Annotated in this window: 20 protein-coding genes; 12 read left to right on the forward strand and 8 right to left on the reverse strand. The window is 67.7% G+C overall.

Translation table 11 applies throughout. The features are described 5' to 3' along the window. The first annotated feature begins 105 nt into the window (after window positions 1-105). The 4 genes from IEQ11_RS02945 to IEQ11_RS02960 all read left to right on the forward strand — a co-directional run bounded on the left by IEQ11_RS02945 (window position 106) and on the right by IEQ11_RS02960 (window position 5090). Entirely contained in the window at window positions 106-2949 is a 2844-nt protein-coding gene (locus tag IEQ11_RS02945) for a M16 family metallopeptidase (RefSeq protein WP_247024709.1), read from the forward strand. Window positions 2950-3253: 304 nt separating this feature from the next. Continuing rightward, on the forward strand, window positions 3254-3721 hold the full coding sequence (locus tag IEQ11_RS02950; RefSeq protein WP_191821275.1) for an OsmC family protein: 468 nt from the start codon (window positions 3254-3256) through the stop codon (window positions 3719-3721). After that, complete coding sequence (locus tag IEQ11_RS02955; protein WP_191821274.1) at window positions 3718-4674, forward strand: pirin family protein; 957 nt, start codon at window positions 3718-3720, stop codon at window positions 4672-4674. Before IEQ11_RS02950 ends, IEQ11_RS02955 begins: the two co-directional genes overlap by 4 nt. Continuing rightward, entirely contained in the window at window positions 4674-5090 is a 417-nt protein-coding gene (locus tag IEQ11_RS02960; RefSeq protein ID WP_191821273.1) for an OsmC family protein, read from the forward strand. The genes IEQ11_RS02955 and IEQ11_RS02960 overlap by 1 nt, the downstream gene beginning before the upstream one ends. A 137-nt stretch (window positions 5091-5227) precedes the next feature. Here the strand turns inward: IEQ11_RS02960 and IEQ11_RS02965 are convergent, their stop codons facing one another. From IEQ11_RS02965 to IEQ11_RS02975, 3 genes are read right to left on the reverse strand one after another with little or no spacing between them, the layout of a single operon-like run. Next, window positions 5228-5662 (reverse strand): hypothetical protein, encoded by a 435-nt coding sequence (locus IEQ11_RS02965; protein WP_191821272.1) that lies wholly within the window; start codon window positions 5660-5662, stop codon window positions 5228-5230. Then, window positions 5659-6096, reverse strand: coding sequence for a hypothetical protein (locus IEQ11_RS02970; RefSeq protein ID WP_191821271.1), 438 nt, complete (start codon window positions 6094-6096; stop codon window positions 5659-5661). The genes IEQ11_RS02965 and IEQ11_RS02970 overlap by 4 nt, the downstream gene beginning before the upstream one ends. A gap of 14 nt (window positions 6097-6110) precedes the next feature. Next, a complete protein-coding gene (locus IEQ11_RS02975) occupies window positions 6111-6989 on the reverse strand; it encodes a tetratricopeptide repeat protein (protein ID WP_191821270.1) in 879 nt (292 codons plus the stop codon). Between the two features lie 422 nt (window positions 6990-7411). Between IEQ11_RS02975 and IEQ11_RS02980 the strand changes: the two genes are divergently transcribed. The 3 genes from IEQ11_RS02980 to IEQ11_RS02990 all read left to right on the forward strand — a co-directional run bounded on the left by IEQ11_RS02980 (window position 7412) and on the right by IEQ11_RS02990 (window position 9402). Then, complete coding sequence (locus tag IEQ11_RS02980) at window positions 7412-7846, forward strand: PepSY domain-containing protein (protein ID WP_096412547.1); 435 nt, start codon at window positions 7412-7414, stop codon at window positions 7844-7846. 154 nt (window positions 7847-8000) lie between these two features. Next, entirely contained in the window at window positions 8001-8786 is a 786-nt protein-coding gene (locus IEQ11_RS02985) for an ATP-grasp domain-containing protein (RefSeq protein ID WP_157753769.1), read from the forward strand. A 196-nt stretch (window positions 8787-8982) separates the two neighbouring features. Continuing rightward, a complete protein-coding gene (locus IEQ11_RS02990) occupies window positions 8983-9402 on the forward strand; it encodes a VOC family protein (RefSeq protein WP_057920628.1) in 420 nt (139 codons plus the stop codon). Window positions 9403-9577: 175 nt separating this feature from the next. Here the strand turns inward: IEQ11_RS02990 and IEQ11_RS02995 are convergent, their stop codons facing one another. From IEQ11_RS02995 to IEQ11_RS03010, 4 genes are all read right to left on the reverse strand, one after another. Then, complete coding sequence (locus tag IEQ11_RS02995; protein ID WP_191821269.1) at window positions 9578-10138, reverse strand: DUF3016 domain-containing protein; 561 nt, start codon at window positions 10136-10138, stop codon at window positions 9578-9580. Window positions 10139-10264: 126 nt separating this feature from the next. Continuing rightward, complete coding sequence (locus IEQ11_RS03000; protein ID WP_191821268.1) at window positions 10265-10627, reverse strand: excalibur calcium-binding domain-containing protein; 363 nt, start codon at window positions 10625-10627, stop codon at window positions 10265-10267. A 75-nt stretch (window positions 10628-10702) separates the two neighbouring features. Further along, a complete protein-coding gene (locus IEQ11_RS03005; protein ID WP_191821267.1) occupies window positions 10703-12622 on the reverse strand; it encodes a beta-propeller domain-containing protein in 1920 nt (639 codons plus the stop codon). 227 nt (window positions 12623-12849) lie between these two features. After that, entirely contained in the window at window positions 12850-13224 is a 375-nt protein-coding gene (locus tag IEQ11_RS03010; protein WP_036102411.1) for a YciI family protein, read from the reverse strand. Between the two features lie 277 nt (window positions 13225-13501). Between IEQ11_RS03010 and tsaA the strand changes: the two genes are divergently transcribed. The 5 genes from tsaA (at window position 13502) to IEQ11_RS03035 (ending at window position 18495) form a co-directional block, all read left to right on the forward strand. Then, window positions 13502-14032 carry a tRNA (N6-threonylcarbamoyladenosine(37)-N6)-methyltransferase TrmO gene (gene tsaA / locus IEQ11_RS03015; protein WP_036102773.1) on the forward strand — a complete coding sequence of 177 codons (531 nt, stop codon included), beginning with the start codon at window positions 13502-13504 and terminating at the stop codon, window positions 14030-14032. A gap of 283 nt (window positions 14033-14315) precedes the next feature. Then, the gene (locus tag IEQ11_RS03020) at window positions 14316-14822 is read left to right on the forward strand and encodes an SRPBCC domain-containing protein (protein ID WP_191821266.1); all 507 of its coding nucleotides are present in this window, start codon (window positions 14316-14318) and stop codon (window positions 14820-14822) included. 221 nt (window positions 14823-15043) lie between these two features. Further along, complete coding sequence (locus IEQ11_RS03025) at window positions 15044-16066, forward strand: ABC transporter ATP-binding protein (RefSeq protein ID WP_191821265.1); 1023 nt, start codon at window positions 15044-15046, stop codon at window positions 16064-16066. Next, entirely contained in the window at window positions 16063-16824 is a 762-nt protein-coding gene (locus tag IEQ11_RS03030) for an ABC transporter permease (RefSeq protein ID WP_191821264.1), read from the forward strand. Before IEQ11_RS03025 ends, IEQ11_RS03030 begins: the two co-directional genes overlap by 4 nt. A 291-nt stretch (window positions 16825-17115) precedes the next feature. Further along, window positions 17116-18495, forward strand: a complete 1380-nt coding sequence (locus IEQ11_RS03035; protein WP_191821263.1) for an amino acid permease — start codon at window positions 17116-17118, stop codon at window positions 18493-18495. Window positions 18496-18686: 191 nt separating this feature from the next. Here IEQ11_RS03035 and IEQ11_RS03040 read toward each other — a convergent pair whose 3' ends face one another. Further along, window positions 18687-20231: a vWA domain-containing protein gene (locus IEQ11_RS03040; protein WP_425494673.1), complete on the reverse strand. Its 1545-nt coding sequence runs from the start codon at window positions 20229-20231 to the stop codon at window positions 18687-18689. Window positions 20232-20265 lie beyond the last annotated feature (34 nt).

A 20265-nucleotide genomic window follows, 5' to 3' on the forward strand; every position in this document is an offset into this window, starting at 1 on the left:
GGCTCGCGTCGCCGACGCCCGGATGACTTATGCCATAGGGGGCGCGGCCCGGCGATTCGTGCAAACTCGGCGCCAACCCATGGCTCAGGCGTTCCGCGAATGCGCGTGCGGTATTTCCCCGTCTCTTTGGCCGTCGCGGTCGCCGTCCTGTCGTGCCTGAGCCTGCAGGCGACAGCCGCAGCATCCGGACCGTCCGCGCTCGAACCCGCGTACGAAACTTCGCTTCCGCCGGCGCCGGCCTTCACCCAACGCACCCTCGCCAACGGCCTGCGCGTCTACGCGATGCGCGACACCTCGGTGTCCGAGGTCGCGGTCAACGTGTGGTACGACGTCGGCGGCAAGGACGATCCGAAAGGCCGCTCCGGCCTGGCGCATCTGTTCGAACACCTGATGTTCAAGTCCAGCCGCAACCTGCCGGCGGGCGGTTTCACCGGCCTGGCCGAGGACGTCGGCGGCAGCAACGACGCGTCCACCGAAGACGACTACACCCGCTATTTCGAGACCGTGCCGGCCGCGTACCTGGAACGCATGCTATTCGCCGAGGCCGATCGCATGGCCGGTCTGGTCGTCGACGCGCCGACGCTCGCATCCGAACGCAAGGTGGTGAAGGAAGAAATCGGCACGCGCGTGCAGTCGCAGGCCTACGGTCGTCTGGTCCAGGAGTATCTGCCGGCGCTGTCGTACGCGCGCCTGCCGTATGCGCGTCCGGCGATCGGGTGCGGCGACGATCTCGACGCCGCCACGCTCGAGGAAGTTCGCGCGTTTCATGCCACCTATTACCGACCCGACAACGCGGTGCTGGTGGTCGCCGGCCATTTCGATCCGGAACAACTGGATCGCTGGATCGATCGCTACTTCGCGCCGATTGCGCGTCCCGCCACGCCGATCCCGCGCGTCGACTTGTCAGAACCGCCGCGCGAAACCGCCAGCCGCCAGACCGTCTACGAACCGGCGACGCCATTGCCGGCGGTGGTCAAGAGTTATCCCTTGCCGCGTGACGATCATGCCGATACGCCGGCGTTGATGGTGCTCGATGCGTTGTTGTCGGCCGGCGCGAGCGCGCGGCTCAATGCGCATCTGGTCCGGCAGCGTTCGCTCGCGCAGAGTGCGTCGACCCGGTTCGAACGGCGCAGGCTCGGCGGCTATCTGGCGGTCTACGCGATCCTCGCCGGCGATGTCGACGTGGATGCCGGCGAAGCCGCGTTGAGCGAAGAGGTGGCGAAACTGCGCGACGCGCCGGTGACGGCGGAGGAACTGAGCCGGGCGAAGAACCAGTTGCTGACCGCGGCGCTGCGCAGCCGCGAGACCCCCGACGGCCGGGCCATGGCGCTGGGTCGCGCGGTGTTGGTCGCTGGCGATGCGCGCGCCGATCAGCGTCAGCTGGCCGCGGCCTTGGCGGTGAGCGCGGCCGATGTACAGCGCGTGGCCAATACTTATCTGCTCGAGCGCCGCGCCGCGACCCTGCGCTATCTGCCGATCGACGCGGCGCCGGCCGGAACCAAGGGCGACACCATCGCGGTCCGGCCGACGGTGGTCGAAACCACGCTGACGCCCGCGCCTGACCTGCCGGTCGTGACCCTGGCGCCGCCGGACGAACGCATCGCATTGCCGGCCGCGGGGCCGGCGGTGCTGCCGACGATTCCCGCGCCGCTCGAATGGCGCCTGCGCAACGGCCTGCGCGTGGTGCTGGTGGAAAAACGCGGCGCGCCGCTGCTGACCTTGGCGATGGTGACGCCCGACGGCAGCGCCAGCGATCCGCTCGGACGCGCGGGTCTGGCCGAGCTGGGCACGGCGCTGATGACCACGGGTCGCGCCGCTGCATCGAACGGCGACATCGCCGCTCGGGTCGAAGCGCTAGGCGGCAGCCTCGGCAGCGGCGCCGGCCTGGATGCGGCCTCGGTCACCTTGAACGTCGGCGCGGCGTCGCGCTCGGCCGCGCTCGCGATCCTCGCCGACATCGTGCGTCGTCCGGCGTTCGCCGCCGACGATATCGAACGCGCGCGCGGTCAGGCGCTGGATGCGCTCGACGGCTACGGCGAAGACCCGATGCGGATCGCGCGCCGCGTTGCGTCGCGCGCGGTGTTCGGCGATGCGCCTTACGGCCGGCCATCATCCGGCACGGCGGCGAGCTTGAAAGCCATCACCCGCGACGACCTCGCCGCCGCGCATGCGCGCGCCTGGCAACCCGCGCGCGCGAGTCTGGTCATGGTCGGCGATGTCAGCGCGGCGCAAGCGCGCGAGCTCGCCGAAGCGGCGTTCGGCGATTGGCGGGTCGATGCGGTCGGTGAAGCATCGCCGCCGCAGGCGACCTCGACGCCCAAGCCGCGGGTGATCGTGGTCGACATGCCCGAGGTGAGTCAGGCCGCGATCGTCGTCGCCCGGCCCGCGCTCGCGCGCAACGATCCCGACTGGTACGCGGCCTTGGTCGCCAACGCCGCCCTCGGCGGCGGCAGCGCCTCGCGCCTGAATGCCGAACTGCGCTACAAGCGCGCATTGACCTACGACGCCGGCAGCGTATTGAGCCAGACCCGTCAGCCCGGTTCGCTGGTCGCGGCCACCTTGACCCGACCTGAGGTGGCCGCGAGCGCGGTCGAACTGATCCTGGCCGAACTGCGCCGGCTCGGCGCCGAGCCGATGGACGCGGCCGAATTGCAGGCGCGCAAGCAACTGGTGATCGGCGAATTCAGCCGCAGGGTCGGCACCGGCGCGGGCGTGGCCGGCCTGATCGGCGATCACGCCGCGCAGGCGATGGCCTTGAGCGAACTCGACCGATTCATCGCCGCGGTGGAGCGGGTCACGCCGCAGGCGGTGCGGCAGGCGGCGCGGCGATCGTTCGATCCGGACGGCGCTAGCATCGTCGTGGTCGGAGACGCCAAACGCTTCGCCGATGCATTGCGCAAGACGCATCCGCGGGTCGAATCGATGTCGGTGAGCGACGCGCTGCGTTGAGTGCGCGCGAACCGCGGCGTGACCCGGTGTGTTGTCGAATCCAGTGGCTAGTGGGGCCTTGTCGCGCTCGCGCGTCGGCGTCGCGATGCCAAGCTTTTCGCAGCTCCGCGGCAGGCTTCGCGGCGTGATCGGCGCCCACGCCCGCCTCGATCGATTGTTCGCCGGATGGGACTGTGTGTGTAGATTCCGGCAACCGCGATACCGCCGGGTCTGCGCTATGGTTCGCTCATAACCGCATCGCCGGTATGGCGCGTCGACGATCGGCGCGCGGCAAGGGCGATGCGCTTCATCATCAGGATATCCAATGCCCGACTCCAACCTCGTGGTTCCCAGCGTGCATGCCGCCAGCGCGGCCGCGCCGTACCGGGTCGACCTGCGCGACGATCTCGGCCATCTGTGGCAAGCCGACGAGCCGGCCGATCTGGGCGGCGGCGACACCGCGCCGTCGCCCGAGCGCTTGCTGCTGTCGAGCCTGGGCGCCTGCACCGCGATCACCGTGCGCATGTACGCGGCGCGCAAGCAGTGGCCGTTGACCGAGGTGCGGGTCGAGCTGCAGTTCAATCCCAACGGCAAGCCCGAGGCCGGTACCGAGCTGACCCGCGTCGTTTCCTTGCACGGCGATCTGTCCGACGAACAGCGCCAACGCTTGCTGCAGATCGCCAACGCCTGTCCGATCCACAAGGTGCTGACCGGCGAGGTGCGCATCGCGACCTCGTTGCAGGCGGCGGTCGGGTCGAACGAAGCCGCGCCGACCACAGGAGTATCGCCATGAGCCGTCCCGAAGCGTCCGCCGAACCGGTGCGCAGCAGCGACGGCGCGCAATGCGCCGGCCAGCCCGTGCTGGAACGCATCGCCACGCGCAGCCGCGAGATCGCGCCGGGCTTCGAAGTGCATCGCGCGGTGCCGTCGCGGACCCGGCGCAAGGTCGGCGCCTGGTGTTTTCTCGATCATGCCGGCCCGATCCAGCACGGTCCCGGCGCCGGTCCCGCGGTCGGCCCGCATCCGCATATCGGCCTGCAGACCTTCACCTGGATGCTCGAAGGCGAAGTGCTGCATCGCGACAGCCTGGGTTCGGAGCAGCTCATCCGTCCCGGCCAGGTCAATCTGATGACCGCCGGCCGCGGCATCGTGCACGCCGAAGAGCCGCCCGACGGCAACGCCGGCCGCGTGCATCTGACGCAATTGTGGATCGCGCTGCCCGACGCGCAGCGGCAGCGTGAGCCGTCGTTCCATCACTACCCCGACTTGCCGATCCTCGAGCGCGGCGGCTTTCGCATCACCGTGCTGGCCGGCGAAGCCCTGGGCGAGCGCGCGCCGGCGCGGGTGTTCACGCCGCTGGTCGGCATCGATCTGGCCGCCAGCGCCGCGGCTTCCACCGAGCTGCCGCTCACGCCCGGATTCGAACATGCGGTGCTGTGTCTGCAAGGCGAGATCGAGGTCGAAGGCGAACGCATCGAAGCCGACACCCTGCTGTACCTGGGCCTGGGCCGCGACACATTGCGATTGCGCTGCGACGGCGCGGCGCGGTTGTTGCTGATCGGCGGCGAGCCGCTGGAAGAGGACTTGCTGATGTGGTGGAACTTCGTCGCGCGCACGCCCGAGGAAGTGTTGCAGGCCAGCGAGGACTGGAATGCCGGCCGTTACTTCGGCGACGTGCCCGGCACCACGCTGGAACGTATTCCCGCGCCGGTGCCCGCCAACCTCAATCTCAAGGCGCAACGCTGATGAAAGCCATCTCGACCGCGCGGGTTTGCTCCGAAGGCCCGCAGTATCGTCATCGCATCCGAACCGGCGAGCACGATCTCATCGCCGACGAGCCGGTCGCCGCGGGTGGCCAGGATGCTGGCCCGGCGCCCTACGATTATCTGCTCGCCGGGCTGGGCGCGTGCACCGCGATCACCTTGCGCATGTATGCCGAGAAGAAAGGCTGGGAACTGGGTGAACTGCGGGTCGAGTTGACCTTGCTGAAAAATCGCGAAGGCGATACCCGGATCGAACGCGTCCTGCACAGCGATGCCGGCTTGAGCGAGGAGCAATGGCAGCGCTTGCTCGAGGTGGCGGGCAAGACGCCGGTGACGCGGACCTTGCAGGAGGGCGCGACGATCGACACGCGCCGTGGCGATGAGGCGCCGGCGGCTTAATCGTGAGGTCGCGGTGGGCTCGTCGCGTTCAACGGTTTGCGTTCGCGCCACGAATGGCTCGTGGCTTCTATGTCGGTGCGCGGCTGGTCGGTGCGGTGGTTTCGGATCGCGCGCCGCGCTTTTTATTTTCTGCGCGCTTAATTGATGATGCTGAAACCCGCCGGCGCCCGCGTCGGCCGCGGCGCATCGCAGTGGTACATATCCAGGTAGACGCGGATCTTGGTCTCGCCGCACGCCACCTCGTAGCCGTCGACGATGTGATAGTCGGCCTCGCCCGGCTGCAGGGCCTTGTAGCCCATCATGTCCTCGATCAGCCGATTGGTAGCGTCGTCGCTCAGATCGCCCGGCAGCGGCGTGCGTTCGCCGAAATTGCCGCTGCGCTCGAACGTCGCATGCTCGCTGTCCGGGCAGACCAGGCGGGCGAGGTACTCGTGTTCGCCGCGCGGCTTGCAGACCTCCACCGCCTGTTCCTTGGACAGGCCGTAGCTGTCGGCGGCGACCTTGGCCGGTGCTTCGGCGCCGGCGGCGCCGGTCACGAACAGCAGCGTCAATGCAGCGGTACGAAGATTCATCGCGGCGGTTCCTTGGTGGTGGGCGCGGTGGGGGGGCAGGTCGCGTCGTCGGCTGGCGGCGCGATCCATGGCGGCGTTTTCAGCCAGTACATACAGTGAACACAGTGGTCGATCCAGGTGGCGGCTTGCCTTTGCATGCCGGTCGGGTTGCGGCCGCAGTGCGGGCAACACAGATCGACGGCGTGGCGCTCGTGATCCAGCGCCAGCAACAGCGCCGCAAGCAGCGCGCCAGCCAGACCCGATCCAAACAGCACCAGAGCGACCGCGCCGCCATGCAGCGCGGGCACGCAACTCAATCCCAGGCCGGCCACCGCGACCACCGCCGCGACCGACGCGGCTTTGCGGAACAACGGCGGGTGTGCGGCCAGGGCCTGTTGCCAAGCGCGTACAACCCGCGGATCGTAGGTGGCGCGCATCGTCGGCGTGTCGGCCATGGCGGCGGTCTGGGTTAGTTATAGCCGCCGCAGATCGCGCACTCGCCGGCCTCGTCGCCGTCCTTGCGAGGCTTGGCCAGGATCGCGCGGATATGCGCCTGCCGGCGTTTCATCAGCGCGTCGTGCGGCGCGCCGTAGGTCACGGCGAGTTCGTACAGCGTGTTCGCGTTCTCGATCGATCCGCCGACCAGGTGCAGGGTCGCCCAGTCGCGCAGCACGTTGGCGACGATCGGGTCGGTCGGCTTGACGAACTGGGTGCGTTCGAACAGCTGATAGCTCATCGAACGTTGCAGCATGGTTGGAGTCACCGGCTTGCCGTCGTTGCCGGCCGGCATGGCCGGCATCGGCGGAACCAGCGCGTCGCCGAACTGCACTCCGGCCACCGAATGCTTGGCGAGATAGTTCGGGTCCTTCGCCAATGCGATCTTGCTTTCGAGAATCCGCGCATGCAGCCATTCCGATTGCAGATGGGCATCGTTGTTGCGGCGCATGCCGATGCGGATCCAGCGCAGCGCGACCTGATCGTAGCCGGCCAGTTCCAGCGCGGTGCCCAGGTTGGCCGCGGTCTCGTAACGTCCCGGCGAGGTTCGTTCGATCATCAGGAACTGGCGGATCGCGATCGGGTACTGCCCTTGATAGATCAGCAGCACGCCCAGGTTGTTGAGGTGATCGAAGGTGGGCTTGGCGCGCGCGTCGGCGATCACCTCCCTGGCCCGCTCCATCTGCCAGCGCCGTCCCACCTGTCCGGTCATGTGCTCGGTGAGCTCCTCGCCGACGATCCAGTCCGGCGAGAACGAGTGTCCCTGGTGATCGGTGCCGATGTAGTTGATGCAGGCCTGCGCGGCGGCGGCCGGCAGCAGCAACGCGGCCAGCAGCAGTGTCCTTGCGATCATTGCCATCCCCCAGGGCCGCATCCGGCGGCCGCATGCCGCCACGTTAGCCATTGGCGGGCGCGAAGCCAAGAGCCGCGCGGATGGGTTCGCGGGGCGCCTGCGCGAGACGTGCGGTCCAGCCGTATCGCGAGTGCCTGAAGGATGCGAAGGATCGCGGTCGAAACAAGCGCTTGTGGCAGCAGCGACGACTCGGGCTCTTGATCTTCCAATTCCCGATTCCCGGCTCACCCAAAGCGACGAACGCGGCGGCCGAAGAGACGTTAGTGAACAGTGAGCGCGGCATGATCCCGGGATAAGAATCGCGTAGGCAATTGGTGAGCATTCATGGCGAATGTAAGCTCGATATGACTGAACACGCGCACATTCATTCCGCGTTTGCATGCGCTGGCCACAATCGAAACCTCCTCAAGCAGGAGCACATCATGAAACCGATCATGCTGGCACTGGCCTTGGCCATCGGCGTACCGACCGTCGCCGCGGCGCAGGAACCGCAGGCCCAGACTTCGCTGACCGAGCATCAGATCCGCACCCGCCTGGCCGAGCAGGGCTATACCAAGGTCAACGATCTGGATTTTGACGAAGGCGTGTGGAAGGCCGATGCGCGCAGCGCCGACGGCAATCGGGTGCAGGTGCTGCTGGACCCGCGCACCGGCAACGTATACGCCAACGAACAAGTCACCCAGTTGAGCGAGCGCGACGTGCGCGCCGCGCTGTCGAGCGCCGGGTACACCGACATCCATGACGTCGATTACGACGAGGGCATCTGGAACGCCAAGGCCGAGGACACCGGCGGCCGCGACGTGAAGCTCAAGCTCGATCCGCGCAACGGCAAGATCTTCGGTATCGAGAAGAACTGATACGGCGCGGTAACCGCCTGATGATGGCCGCCCGGGCTCCGGGCGGCCATCGCCGGCGATCGAGCGGTGGCCGTCTCAGGCCATGCTGGCCAGCGCGAACGACCGCTTGCGCCGTTGCTACACTGGCCGCAGTTCCACTGCCGCGAACCGCGCCATGTTCCAGATCGCCTATATCGAGAGCCGGGGCAACGGCCCCCTGGGCGACGAGGAGACGCGCGTCGTCGGCGAACTGCAGCGACGCGGCGTCGCCATGAAGTTTTTTACCCGCAAGCAGATCGACCGGCGCAGCCTGCCGCTGGACGAACGCAGTTTCGTGATGGGCGCGATGCCGGCGATGCTCGGCGCGATCAAGCAACTGGGCATCGAGGTGCCGCCGCCCAACGATTATCCGCGGGTGCTGCGCGATCTGCTGCGTCGCGAGGTCTGGCAATCCACCCTGGGCGAGATCGAACAACGCATCTGGGACGACCGGCAGCAGCCGGTGTTCGTCAAGCCGGCCGAGCGGATCAAAACTTTCACCGGCCGGGTCTTCGAAAGCAATGCCGATCTTTACTTCCTGGGTTCCGCGTCGCGCCGGCAGAAGGTGTGGTGCTCGCAGGTCGTGAAGTGGCGCTCGGAGTTCCGCGCCTATGTGATCGGTACCCAGGTGGTCGCGCTGGATCCCTACGACGGCGACGCGCAGCTCGTGCCTTGCGCCCGGACCATCGCCGAGGCGGTGCGGGCCTTTCGCGACAGCGGCGAGGCGCCGGCGGCGTACGCGATCGATTTCGGTGTGCTGGCCGACGGCCGGACCGCCCTGATCGAGGTCAACGACGGCTATGCGCTCGGGGCGTACCGGATCGCCGCCGCGCCGTATACCGATCTGTTGCTGGCGCGCTGGGCCGAACTGCTGGCCGGGCGCCGGGTGCCGGCACGTGAAGCGGCGCTTCCGGCCGGTTGAGCGAGCGGGCCGATGTGGGCGCGGCCGGCGGATCGGGGCGGCCGGCCGCGGCCTCGGAACCGGCGCGAAATTTTTTTATCGGGCCTGTCGATTCCCGCAATCGTGGCTCGTCGCTAACAGGAGCAGGCAGCAAACGCAGGGTCATCCAGGCCTGCGCCGCCGGCCAAACCAATCCTCACCAACCAGGACCTTCGCCATGACCACCCACTCGCAACTGTTCGTCAATCTGTCCGTCAAGAGCCTGCCGCGCGCGGTCGAGTTCTACACCCAGCTCGGTTACAGCTTCAATCCAAAATTCACCGACGAAAACGCGACCTGCATGATCCTCGGCGAGAACATCTTCGTGATGCTGCTGGTCGAGCCGTTCTTCCAGTCGTTCACCAAGAAGACCCTGGTCGACGCGAGCAAGCAGGTGGAATCGCTGATCGCGGTCAGCCTGCCCGGCCGCGCCGAGGTCGATGCGCTGGCCGACAAGGCCGCCGCGGCCGGCGCGACGATGCATGAGCCGAAGGACTACGGTTTCATGTACCAGCGCTCCTACGACGATCTGGACGGCCACACCTGGGAAGTGTTCTACATGGACCCGGACGCGGACCCGAGCGCTGCGCAGCAGTAAGCCATCGCGCGATCGCGGCGGCGCGAACGGTTACAGCCGTTCGTGCCGCCTGGTCCGGGCCGCATGGTTCAAAGCGCTGGCGCGATCGAAGCGCGGCGATGCAGGAAACGAAAAACCCCGCGCGATGCGGGGTTTTTCATGCGGTCGACACCGGTGGGTTGCGACCTCGGCGCGATTACGCGCTCGGACTCTTGAATTCCTGATACAGCCAGTCGTCGATCAGGCGCTTCTCGTAGCGCAACGGATCGCTGTCGCTGCCGGTGCGCGGGCCCATCAGGAAGCTCATGTCGCGCAGGGTGCGCTGGCCTTCCTCGACGGTCTGGCCGTTGGCGTCGGTGCGCTTGAAGTTCAACACGATCCGCGGCGGGTAGATGTCGCGGATGAAACGGGTGTCGTCGAACTGCGGCCCGTGCCAGGGCTCGTAATCGCCGGCCCGCTTGATGTCGGTGATGTCGACCTGCAGGGTCTGGCCTTCGGGCAGCTGTTTCTGCGCGCGGGTGCGCAGATGCTGGGCGAGTTGTTCGACCCAGTTGCCGCGGCGCGCGTCGAAGCGGTTGCGGCTGTGCCGGATCTCGGTGAAGTTCGTCGGGTCTTCCCAGCGCACGCTGACCGGGCCCTGGTCGGGCAGGCTGCGCGGCGCGGCGGGATCGGTGACGGTGCGCGAAGCGGCGCCGACGTCCGCGGCCGCCAGCACGGCGACCGACAGGGCGATGGCGAATGCGGTCCGCAGGTTCATGACGGGCTCCGATGCGGTGGGGACGCTTCGATTCTCCGCCTCGCCACCGGCACTGCATAGCGGCAATGCGTTAAACGCCGTGGCCGTTGCCGCGAATTCACGATCGTGGCGATGCTGCGACCGGATTCATTCGCAGCCCTTGCCGTCGCCGTCGCGGTCCAGATGCGGGCCGTAGCCCGGGTCGCCGCGCCGCACCGGGGCCGCGCCGGCCGCGCGCGCGGCGCTGCAGTTGCGGTAGTAGGCGGGGCCGGATCCGGCCGCCAGCGCCGATGGCGCCAGGCCTTGCGCTGACTGTGGCCGACGCGGCCGCGGCGCCGCGTCGGGCATCAGCGACGCCGCGCCGGCGGCCGGGCCGCGATGGCAGTGATAGCCGCCGCGCTTGCGATCGTGATGGCAGCCTTCGGCGTTGAGACCGCCGCCGTGGGCGCCGGCCTGCGTCGCGCAACACAGCCCGACCAACGCGAGCCATCCGATCCGTACCGATGCCATGCTGTCCCCCTGTCCCGATCGCCACGGGACAGGGGTTTCAACGCGCCCCGGCGCGGGCGGCGGCCACGCCCGCGCTCAGGGCGAGACTTTGGCGCGCGGGGAGAAGTCGGTCCTGCGTCGTTCGCGGATGCGGTCGCCGTCCTCGCGGCCTTCGACCAGTTCGTAGCCGAGCAGGGCGAACACGCGATCGCCGATGAAGATCGGCCGCGCGTTGCCGTACCAGTCCACGCAGCTGACCTTGCAGCCGTCGTCGACGTTCGGGTCGCCCTTCGAACTCAGTTGGCCCAGCGCGCTCAACGTGAGTCGCTGGTTGCGCAGGAACAGCACGCTGGCCTGCTCGCGGTCGCTGTTGTCTTCGCTGAGCACGGGCAGGCCGAGAATGCCGCGATCCTCGTCCTGGGCGCGATAGAAAAAGCCGTGGGTGCGCTCGTCGCCTTGGCGGGCGTCGCGCTGCACGTAGGTGTCGGCGATGCGCGCGCCGCGGTCGAGGCGGACGCTGCTGAAGTACAGATGGTCGTCGTCGTCGTTGCCGCCGACCAGCACCGCGTCGTCGCCGAGCGCGTCGACGCGTTCGACCTGGTGCTTCAATGCCAGCGTGGTGACCGCAGCGGTATCGGCATAGCGCAGGGCATAGGCGCGCAACGGCGGGGCTTTGTCGCTCCAGTTGTCGCCGGCGCCATACACCAGCCAGTCGCCGATGAAGCGCGCGTGCAGATCGGCGTCTTCGCCATTGAGCTCGGGCAACACGCGGTAAGCCTTGCGCGCGGCGACCGCGCGGCCGTCGCCGAAGCTGTCCAGCCTGACCCGCAGCAGCGCCAGTTCGCCGGCGTTGCTGCGCGAAGACCACATGCCTTCGCCGTCGCTTTGCGAGCCGACCAGCACGTTGAGCCAGCCGTCGCGTTGCAGGAACGACATCTGGTCCCAGGGCGAACCGCTCGCGCGCAGGCCGGTCGGCGCGGCGCCGTCGAGCGGAATGCGCACGATCGCGGCGTTGGGCGTGCCGGGTTTCGGCCTCCAGCTCGAGGTCCAGACATAGACCGAATCGGACGAGACATAAAAGCTGCGGCTCGCCGGTCCGAGCACCGCGGTGGCGGTGCAGCGCATCGGCTGGGCGTCGAGATCGCACGAGGCGACGGTGTGCAGGGTGAGAAAGTCGTCGTGGTCGACCGGCGCGGCGCTGCGGTAGATGCGGGTCGCCGGCAGGATGCGCTTGAAGTCGGCCGGGGTGGCGCCGCGGCGCCAATGGCGCAGGGCCGGCATCGACTGGGCGAGGTCGCTGCCTGGGCGCAAGGCCAGCGGCGAATAGAAGATCAGGGTGCGGCCGATCAGACGGCTGGCGTAGTTGCTGGCCGAGTAATAGTCGTTGCTGCGCAGCTGATAGGTGGCGCGGTATTTCAACTGGCCTTGCGCGTTCAGATCGAACACGCCGACCTCGGTGCCGCCGCGGTCGTAGCTGTAGCCGATCACCACCACGGTGTCGCGCGAGACCAGCATTTCGTCGTACCAGGTCTGGTTCGGGTCCGAGTTCGGCGCGAAGGCGTCGATCGACGACACCGGCTGCAGGCGGTCGCCGCCGATGCGCACGGTGAACAGGCGGCCGCGGCGCAGCACGATCAGGTAGTCGCCTTGTTTCTTGACGATGTCGCCTTCGTCGACGCCCAGGGTCTGGACGTTGGTGATCGATTCGTCGGCCGGGGCGCTGACGCGCGAGCCGGTGACCTGAATGCGATCGAGCGTGGTCGAGTCGGCCTTCGCCGACGCGGGCGGCGACAGCATGGGCGCCGGCATCGACGCGACCGGGGACGGTGGCGGCGCTTCGTGGACCGGTTGGCTGCGCCGCAGGGTCGCGACGAACGCGCGGAATTCGCGCTCGCTGGCGAACGGGCGCAAGGTCTTGGTGTTGGTCTTGGCGGCGGCCGCGGCTGACGCCGGATACGCGCCGAGCGACGCGGCGAGGGCGAGCAACAGCCAACAGGTCAGGTGCGGCAGTTTCATGCGGACATCCTTGTAGCGTTCGGGCGGTGGGCGAAGCGCGTCGGCGACCTCGCGATGCAACTGCGAACGCGCCGGGTCGCGGTTCGGGGTCGATGCCGTGTCGCTGCATCGACCTGTCGGCCGGACCGGCCCGTGCGGCGGGTCCGTCCGCCTTGCTTATAACGCAAGCAAGCCGGCATGCGCCGGCTTGCTAAGGTGATGCGGGGTGGCGACGTGGTGCCGGCGGGTCAGGCGTCGAACGCGAGCCGCACCTGTTCGAAATCCATCACCGGGCGCACTTCGATCCGGCCGGTGCGGCTCCAGGGGAATTCCTGAGCGACGCGGACCGCTTCGTCCATGTCGGCCGCTTCGATCAAGTTGAAGCCGCCCAGGTACTCCTTGGCTTCGGCATAGGGACCGTCCATGAAGGTGGTGCGGCCGTTGCGGGTGCGCAGCGAGGTCGCCTTGGCGGGCGCGGCGAGCATCTGCGAATCAAGCAGCACGCCGGTCTCGCGCAGGTCGTCGGCGTGGGCGATGCAGCCGCGCATCATGGTTTCGTATTCGCCGGCGGGCAGGGCTTCGATCAGGCTGTCGTCGTTGTAGATCATGACCAGGTATTTCATGGCGTCCTCGTGGCGGGCGGGGGAGACGGCAGCGCGGGGCTGCGGCGCGTGCGCTCGGCGCCGAGCATACCGCCATCGGCGCAGGGTGCAGCAGTGACAAAACGCATGCGCTGGCGGTCGTGCCGGGGCTTGAGCGGGTCGAGCGGCGCAGCCTGGGCCGCGGCGGTCTCGCAGGCTGCGATGAGGGTCGCTGGCGTTGTTGGAAGCGCGGACCCGTTCCCACAAACACGCTCGTGGCGGCGACAATGATCGCCGCACCGCCGCGAAGCCTGGTCCGATGTCCGACGCGTTTTCCTGCCGCCCGATCGCCTATCTGCGCTCGCCGTATGCGCAACGCATCGATGCGCCGCACCAATCGACGGTGGTGCAGGGCACGCAGAGCGGCGAGGCGATCGAGGCGCGGCTGGAATTCGTCGACGAGCTGCCGGCGCTGGCGTACGCCGATCTGCACGGGTTCGAGCGCATCTGGCTGATTTTCGCGTTCCACCGCAGCCAGGGCTGGACGCCTCAGGTCAAGCCGCCACGTGGCGGGCCCAAGCGCGGGGTGCTGGCCACGCGTTCGCCGCACCGGCCCAATCCGCTCGGGCTGTCGGCGGTGGAACTGGTCCGGGTCGAGCCGCGGGCGTTGATCGTGCGCGGCGTGGATTTGCTCGACGGCACGCCGATCCTCGATATCAAGCCGTACGTGCCGTACGCCGATGCCTTCGCCGGGTCGCGCGCGGGCTGGATCGACGAGATCGATGCGGCGCAGGGCCGGCATTCGGCGCCCGGGCCGAAGCGGCCGCGCAAGGCCACGCCGGCGGGCTGAGGATCTGCGGCGCCGGGAAGGCCGCAATCGGGATGTGTGTGTGCCCGACAAGATGCCCGGACACAAGGTTCGAACGCCGCGAGCCGCCGTCTCAGGCTCTGGGACGAAGACGTGGATTCTGTGTGCCGATCGGCTTGACGCTTGCACCTTCGGGTTGTAGTTTCCCGATTGGTTAATTAGCAGGCCGATTCATCCGCCGGCGTCCATGCCGGCATCCGGCCCGCAGCGCGCGGACCGCGGCCTGGCCGTGGCCGGCGCGGTTATCCATGCTCAGGAGTTCGACATGACGTCCGACGGTTCCGGCACGCTCGTCGCCGCGCCCGCGCGCACCACGCATTGCATCGACGAACGCAGCATCACCGTGCAACGCATCATCGACGCGCCGAGCGATCTGGTGTTCCTCGGTTGGACCGACCCGATCCATGTCGCGCGCTGGTGGGGGCCGCGCGGTTTTCGCGGCGTGGTGCGGCAGATGGATGTCGCGGTCGGCGGCCGGTTCCGGATCTGCACGGTCGGCCCGGACGGCGCCGAATACCCGATCAAGGGGACGTATGAGGAGGTCGTCGAACCCCAGCGGTTGGTCTACGTCGACGATTGGGACGACGAGCGGCCGTCGCAGCCGTCGCGGGTGACCGTGCTGTTCGCCGGACACGGCCCGGAGCAGACCCTGCTGAGCGTGCGGATCGAGTTCGCCGGCCAGGCCGAACGCGAGGCGGCGCAGGCGCGCGGCATCGTCGCGGGCTGGGGCGAAAGCTTCGAGCGCCTGGACGCGTACCTGGCCGAGCGTTGAGCGCGCTTGGACGCACGCGTGCAACGGTGCATCGCATCGGCATGAATCGCGCCGTCGTCGCATCGCTCTACCCTGCGCCAGCCGTACACTGAGCGCCACGCACGCGATCGCGATGCAGTGACGTGCCGCTGTATCGATCCACGCCCGCATCGCATCGCGCTTCCGCTCGACCGTCCGTTTCCGGCGCAGCATCGCCACGCACCCTTCGCCACGGAGAGTCCATGCCGTCCGATTCCACGTCCGTCCGTCCACCCGCCGCCCACGCCGCGGGTGCGTCCTCCATCGTCTCCATCCAGGGTTTGACCAAGACCTACGCCGGCGGTTACCGCGCGCTCAAGGGCATCGACCTGGAGATCCGCCGCGGCGAAATCTTCGCCCTGCTCGGGCCCAACGGCGCCGGCAAGACCACCTTGATCAGCATCGTCTGCGGCATCGTCAACCCCAGCGAAGGCCGGGTGCTCGCCGACGGTCACGACATCGTGCGCGACTACCGCGCCGCGCGTTCGGCGATCGGGCTGGTGCCGCAGGAGCTGCACACCGATGCGTTCGAGACCGTGCACGACACGGTCCGCTTCAGCCGCGGCCTGTACGGCAAGGCTCCGAATCCGGCGTATCTGGAAAAAATCCTGCGCGAGCTGTCGCTGTGGGACAAGCGCGGCGAGAAGATCATGGCGCTGTCGGGTGGCATGAAGCGGCGCGTGCTGATCGCCAAGGCGCTGTCGCACGAGCCGAGCATCCTGTTCCTCGACGAACCCACCGCCGGCGTCGACGTGGAACTGCGGCGCGAGATGTGGGCGATGGTCTCGCGCCTGCGCGACAGCGGCGTCACCATCATCCTGACCACCCACTACATCGACGAGGCCGAGGAAATGGCCGATCGGGTCGGGGTGATCAACCAGGGCGAGATCGTGCTGGTCGAGGACAAGCGCGTGCTGATGCGCAAGCTCGGCAAGAAACAGCTGAGCCTGCAACTGCAGGCGCCGCTGGACGCGGTGCCGCGGGCGTTGGCCAGCGATGCGTTGACCCTGTCGGACGACGGCAACGAACTGGTCTACACCTTCGATGCGCAGGCCGAGGACACCGGCATCGCCGCGCTGCTCAAGCGCCTGGCCGAGCACGGCATCGAATTCAAGGACCTCAACACCAGCCAAAGCTCGCTGGAGGAAATCTTCGTCAACCTGGTCAAGTCGCCGCAGGCGGAGAAGAAGCCCGCGCCGGGCGCCGCGCAGGAGGTGCGCGCATGAACCTGCACGCGATCAAGGCGATCTATTTCTTCGAAATGCATCGCACCTTCCGCACCCTGATGCAGTCGATCGCGACGCCGGTGCTGTCGACCTCTTTGTACTTCATCGTGTTCGGTTCGGCGATCGGCTCGCGCATGGTCGAGATCGGCGGGATCAGCTACGCGGCCTTCATCGTGCCGGGCCTGATCATGATGTCGCTGCTGACCGAGAGCATTTCCAACGCGTCCTTCGGCATCTACCTGCCCAAGTGGTCGGGCACGATCTACGAGCTGCTGTCGGCGCCGGTGTCGTTCGTCGAGGTGATCTGCGGCTATGTCGGCGCGGCGGCGAGCAAGTCGGTGATCCTGGGCTTGCTGATGCTGATCACCGCGCGCTGCTTCGTCGATTTCACCATCGTCCATCCGGTGTGGATGGCGGTGTTCCTGGTGCTGACCGCGGTCACCTTCAGCCTGTTCGGCTTCATCATCGGGGTGTGGGCCGACGGCTTCGAGAAGTTGCAGATGATCCCGATGATGATCGTGATGCCGCTGACCTTCCTGGGCGGCAGCTTCTATTCGATCGACATGCTGCCGCCGTTCTGGCGCGGGGTCTCGCTGTTCAATCCGGTGGTGTATCTGGTCAATGGGTTTCGCTGGAGTTTCTACGGCAAGTCGGATGTGGATATCGCCTTGAGCATGGGGATGACGGCGGGGTTCATGGTGTTGTGCCTAATTGCGGTGTGGTGGATCTTCCGCACGGGGTACAAGCTCAAGAGTTGAGGGCTTCCCTTCTCCCTTAAGAGCCGGCTGTTTTCCTTCTCCCGCATGCGGGAGAAGGTGCCCGAAGGGCGGATGAGGGCAAGCGCTGTCGCCAACTGCGGCGCGCATGCCCTCACCCCAGCCCTCTCCCGCAAGCGGGAGAGGGAGTAGGTGCGGCGGAAGAGGGAGCACGCGAAAGCGGCCGCTAATCCGCCGCTGCGCAGACACCCGGAGTATGCTTCGCCGATTCCGGACCGGTCGCGTTGAGCGCAGCGCCGCCGTCGCGCCGGGAGCCTGCGGAGAGTCCGGCGGATGCAGACCAATCAACAGCAACTCCATCGCGGCCTGAGCGAGCGCCACATCCGCCTGATGGCGCTGGGCGCGGCGATCGGCGTGGGCCTGTTCCTGGGCTCGGCCAATGCGATCAAGCTCGCCGGTCCCGGCATCCTGCTGGCCTACCTGCTCGGCGGCGCGGCGATCTTCATCATCATGCGCGCGCTGGGCGAGATGGCCGTGCACAACCCGGTCGCCGGCTCGTTCAGCCGCTACGCGCGCGATTACCTCGGCCCGCTGTCGGGCTATCTGACCGGCTGGAACTACTGGTTCCTGTGGCTGGTGACCTGCGTGGCCGAGATCACCGCGGTCGGCATCTACATGCAGATGTGGTTCCCGGATTCGCCGCAGTGGGCGTGGGCGCTGGCCGCGCTGATCGCGATGGGTTCGGTGAACCTGATCACGGTCAAGGCCTACGGCGAGTTCGAATTCTGGTTCGCGATGATCAAGGTCGTGACCATCGTGGTGATGATCCTGGCCGGCCTGGCGATGATCGTGTTCGGCTTCGGCAACAACGGCGTGGCGATCGGCATCAGCAACCTGTGGGCGCACGGCGGGTTCTTCCCCAACGGCGCGCAGGGCGTGCTGATGTCGCTGCAGATGGTGATGTTCGCCTACCTGGGCGTGGAGATGATCGGCCTGACCGCGGGCGAGGCGGCCAATCCGGCCAAGTCGATTCCCGATGCGATCAATTCGGTGTTCTGGCGGATCGTGATCTTCTACGTCGGCGCGCTGTTCGTGATCTTGTCGCTGTACCCGTGGAACGAACTGGGCACCACCGGCAGCCCGTTCGTGATGACCTTCGAGCGCCTGGGCATCCGCGAGGCGGCCGGCATCATCAACTTCGTCGTGCTGACCGCGGCGTTGTCCTCGTGCAACGGCGGCATCTTCAGCACCGGGCGCATGCTCTACAACCTGGCCCAGCAGAAGCAGGCGCCGGCGTTCTTCGCCCACACCTCGGCCGGAGGCGTGCCGCGCGCCGCGATCCTGGTGTCGGCGGTGGCGTTGCTGATCGGCGTGGTGGCGAACTATCTGGCGCCGGCCAAGGTGTTCGTGTGGGTGACTTCGATCGCGACCTTCGGCGCGATCTGGACCTGGGGCGTGATCCTGGTCTCGCACATGAAGTTCCGTCAGCGCCTGAGCGCGCAGGACAAGGCGGCGCTGGCGTTCCGCATGCCGATGTACCCGGTCGCCTCGTGGATCGCGCTGGCGTTCCTGGTGCTGGTGATCGGCCTGATGGCGTATTTCCCGGATACGCGCGTGGCCTTGTACGTCGGGCCGGCGTTCCTGATCTTGCTGGTGGTGCTGTACTTCGCGACGGGGATCAACAAGCGCGATGGCGCGGTGCCTTCGGCTTGATCGTCGAGCGTCTAAAAGCCCCTCTCCCGTTTACGGGAGAGGGGTTGGGGTGAGGGAAGCGCGTAGCGCGAACTGTGTGGCTTGTGAATTCGAGCCGGAGCGGCCCTCACCCTAGCCCTCTCCCGTAAACGGGAGAGGGAATTCAGCGCGGATCTTGAAGGTTGTACGGTAAGTCTCAGGAACCGTCGCGCTTACTCGCCCGCGACCGCCACGCCCTTCACCGGCCCGCTCGCCTGCAGGCTGCTCGCGGTCTGCGCCAGTTGCAGGAACTCGCCGCGGTAACCGTTGCGATCGTCCCCGCGCGCGCCGCGGGCCAGGCCGATCACCCCGTTCCAGCCGAAATCCTGGCCGACGTAGGTGCCGCCTCGCAGCAGATCGCCGAAGGCGGCGACCGAGGCGGCGAAACGCAGGCGTTCGCTGGGTTCGCCGGCGATGTCCTTGCGCAGCAGCGGGGTCTCGATCAGGCGGCTGTCGTTCTCGCCCGGACGCTTGTAGCGCAGCCGCAGCAAGGCCAGTTCGCCGCTCTTGGCATCGCCGGCCGCGGCCCGCGGCGCTTTCGCATCGGCCGCCGCCTCGCTGCCCTTGCCGTAACGCAGCGGATCGACCGACTCGCCGCCGGAACCGACCAAGGTCACCTCGTACAACGCGGTGACGTCGTGGCCGGCGCCGATCTCGCCGGCGTCGACCTTGTCGTTGTTGAAATCCTCGCGCTTGAGCATGCGGTTTTCGTAACCGATCAGGCGGTACTCGGCGACCACGGCCGGGTTGAACTCGACCTGCACCTTGACGTCGCCGGCGATGGTCAGCAGGGTCGAACCCAGTTCCTCGACCAGCACCTTGCGCGCTTCCAGCGCGCTGTCGATGTAGGCGTGGTTGCCGTTGCCGACATCGGCCAGTTGCTCGGCCATCGCATCGTTGTAGTTGCCGGTGCCGAAGCCCAGCGTGCTCAGCGCGATGCCGCTCTTGCGCTGGTCGGCGACCAGGGTTTCCAGCGCCTCCTGATTGGCGGTGCCGACGTTGAAGTCGCCGTCGGTCGCCAGCAGCACGCGGTTGATGCCGCCGTCGACGAAGGCCTGGCGCGCGACGGCGTAGGCGAGCTGGATGCCTTCGCCGCCGTTGGTCGAACCGCCGGCCGCCAGGTTGTCGAGCGCGGCGAGGATTTCGCCGCCGCGGTCGCCCGGGGTCGGCGGCAGCACCAGCCCGGCCGAGCCGGCGTAGGCCACGATCGAGATCCGGTCCTTCGCGCGCAGTTGCGGCACCAGTTGCGCGAACGCCTTCTTCAGCAGCGGCAGCTTGTCGGGTTCGTCCATCGAACCGGAGGTGTCGATCAACAGCACCAGGTTGGCCGGCGGCAGTTCGGCCTTGTCGACGTCATAGCCCTGGATGCCGATCTGCATCAGCACGTGCTTGGCGTTCCACGGCGCCGGCGCCAGCTCGGTAGTGACCTGGAACGGGGTGTCCTTGGACGCCGGCTTGGGATAGCCGTAGTCGAAGTAGTTGAGCAGCTCCTCGACCCGCACCGCGTCCTTCGGCGGCAGTTCGCCGGCGGCGAGCATGCGCCGCACGTTGGCGTAGCTGCCGGTGTCGACGTCGATGGAGAAGGTCGAAACCGGTTGTTCGGCGACGCGGTGGATCGGGTTGGCGGCGATCTTCTCGTAGTTTTCGGTGTTGGCCGCGACGGGGGCTTCCTGCAGGAAATAGGTTTTGCTTTCCATGGCCGGCACGGGCGCCGACATGGCGACCGATTCGGCTTGATCCATGGCCGGCGCA

The sequence above is a fragment of the Lysobacter capsici genome (assembly GCF_014779555.2).
In the GTDB taxonomy this organism is placed as follows: Bacteria; Pseudomonadota; Gammaproteobacteria; order Xanthomonadales; family Xanthomonadaceae; genus Lysobacter; species Lysobacter capsici.

Coding starts and splice junctions, on each gene's coding strand:
- IEQ11_RS02950 (WP_191821275.1), top strand. CDS start 3,254: ATGCCCGACTCCAACCTCGTGGTTCCCAGCGTGCATGCCGCCAGCGCG.
- IEQ11_RS02955 (WP_191821274.1), top strand. CDS start 3,718: ATGAGCCGTCCCGAAGCGTCCGCCGAACCGGTGCGCAGCAGCGACGGC.
- IEQ11_RS02960 (WP_191821273.1), top strand. CDS start 4,674: ATGAAAGCCATCTCGACCGCGCGGGTTTGCTCCGAAGGCCCGCAGTAT.
- IEQ11_RS02965 (WP_191821272.1), bottom strand. CDS start 5,662: ATGAATCTTCGTACCGCTGCATTGACGCTGCTGTTCGTGACCGGCGCC.
- IEQ11_RS02970 (WP_191821271.1), bottom strand. CDS start 6,096: ATGGCCGACACGCCGACGATGCGCGCCACCTACGATCCGCGGGTTGTA.
- IEQ11_RS02975 (WP_191821270.1), bottom strand. CDS start 6,989: ATGATCGCAAGGACACTGCTGCTGGCCGCGTTGCTGCTGCCGGCCGCC.
- IEQ11_RS02980 (WP_096412547.1), top strand. CDS start 7,412: ATGAAACCGATCATGCTGGCACTGGCCTTGGCCATCGGCGTACCGACC.
- IEQ11_RS02985 (WP_157753769.1), top strand. CDS start 8,001: ATGTTCCAGATCGCCTATATCGAGAGCCGGGGCAACGGCCCCCTGGGC.
- IEQ11_RS02990 (WP_057920628.1), top strand. CDS start 8,983: ATGACCACCCACTCGCAACTGTTCGTCAATCTGTCCGTCAAGAGCCTG.
- IEQ11_RS02995 (WP_191821269.1), bottom strand. CDS start 10,138: ATGAACCTGCGGACCGCATTCGCCATCGCCCTGTCGGTCGCCGTGCTG.
- IEQ11_RS03000 (WP_191821268.1), bottom strand. CDS start 10,627: ATGGCATCGGTACGGATCGGATGGCTCGCGTTGGTCGGGCTGTGTTGC.
- IEQ11_RS03005 (WP_191821267.1), bottom strand. CDS start 12,622: ATGAAACTGCCGCACCTGACCTGTTGGCTGTTGCTCGCCCTCGCCGCG.
- IEQ11_RS03010 (WP_036102411.1), bottom strand. CDS start 13,224: ATGAAATACCTGGTCATGATCTACAACGACGACAGCCTGATCGAAGCC.
- tsaA (WP_036102773.1), top strand. CDS start 13,502: ATGTCCGACGCGTTTTCCTGCCGCCCGATCGCCTATCTGCGCTCGCCG.
- IEQ11_RS03020 (WP_191821266.1), top strand. CDS start 14,316: ATGACGTCCGACGGTTCCGGCACGCTCGTCGCCGCGCCCGCGCGCACC.
- IEQ11_RS03025 (WP_191821265.1), top strand. CDS start 15,044: ATGCCGTCCGATTCCACGTCCGTCCGTCCACCCGCCGCCCACGCCGCG.
- IEQ11_RS03030 (WP_191821264.1), top strand. CDS start 16,063: ATGAACCTGCACGCGATCAAGGCGATCTATTTCTTCGAAATGCATCGC.
- IEQ11_RS03035 (WP_191821263.1), top strand. CDS start 17,116: ATGCAGACCAATCAACAGCAACTCCATCGCGGCCTGAGCGAGCGCCAC.
- IEQ11_RS03040 (WP_425494673.1), bottom strand. CDS start 20,231: ATGTCGGCGCCCGTGCCGGCCATGGAAAGCAAAACCTATTTCCTGCAG.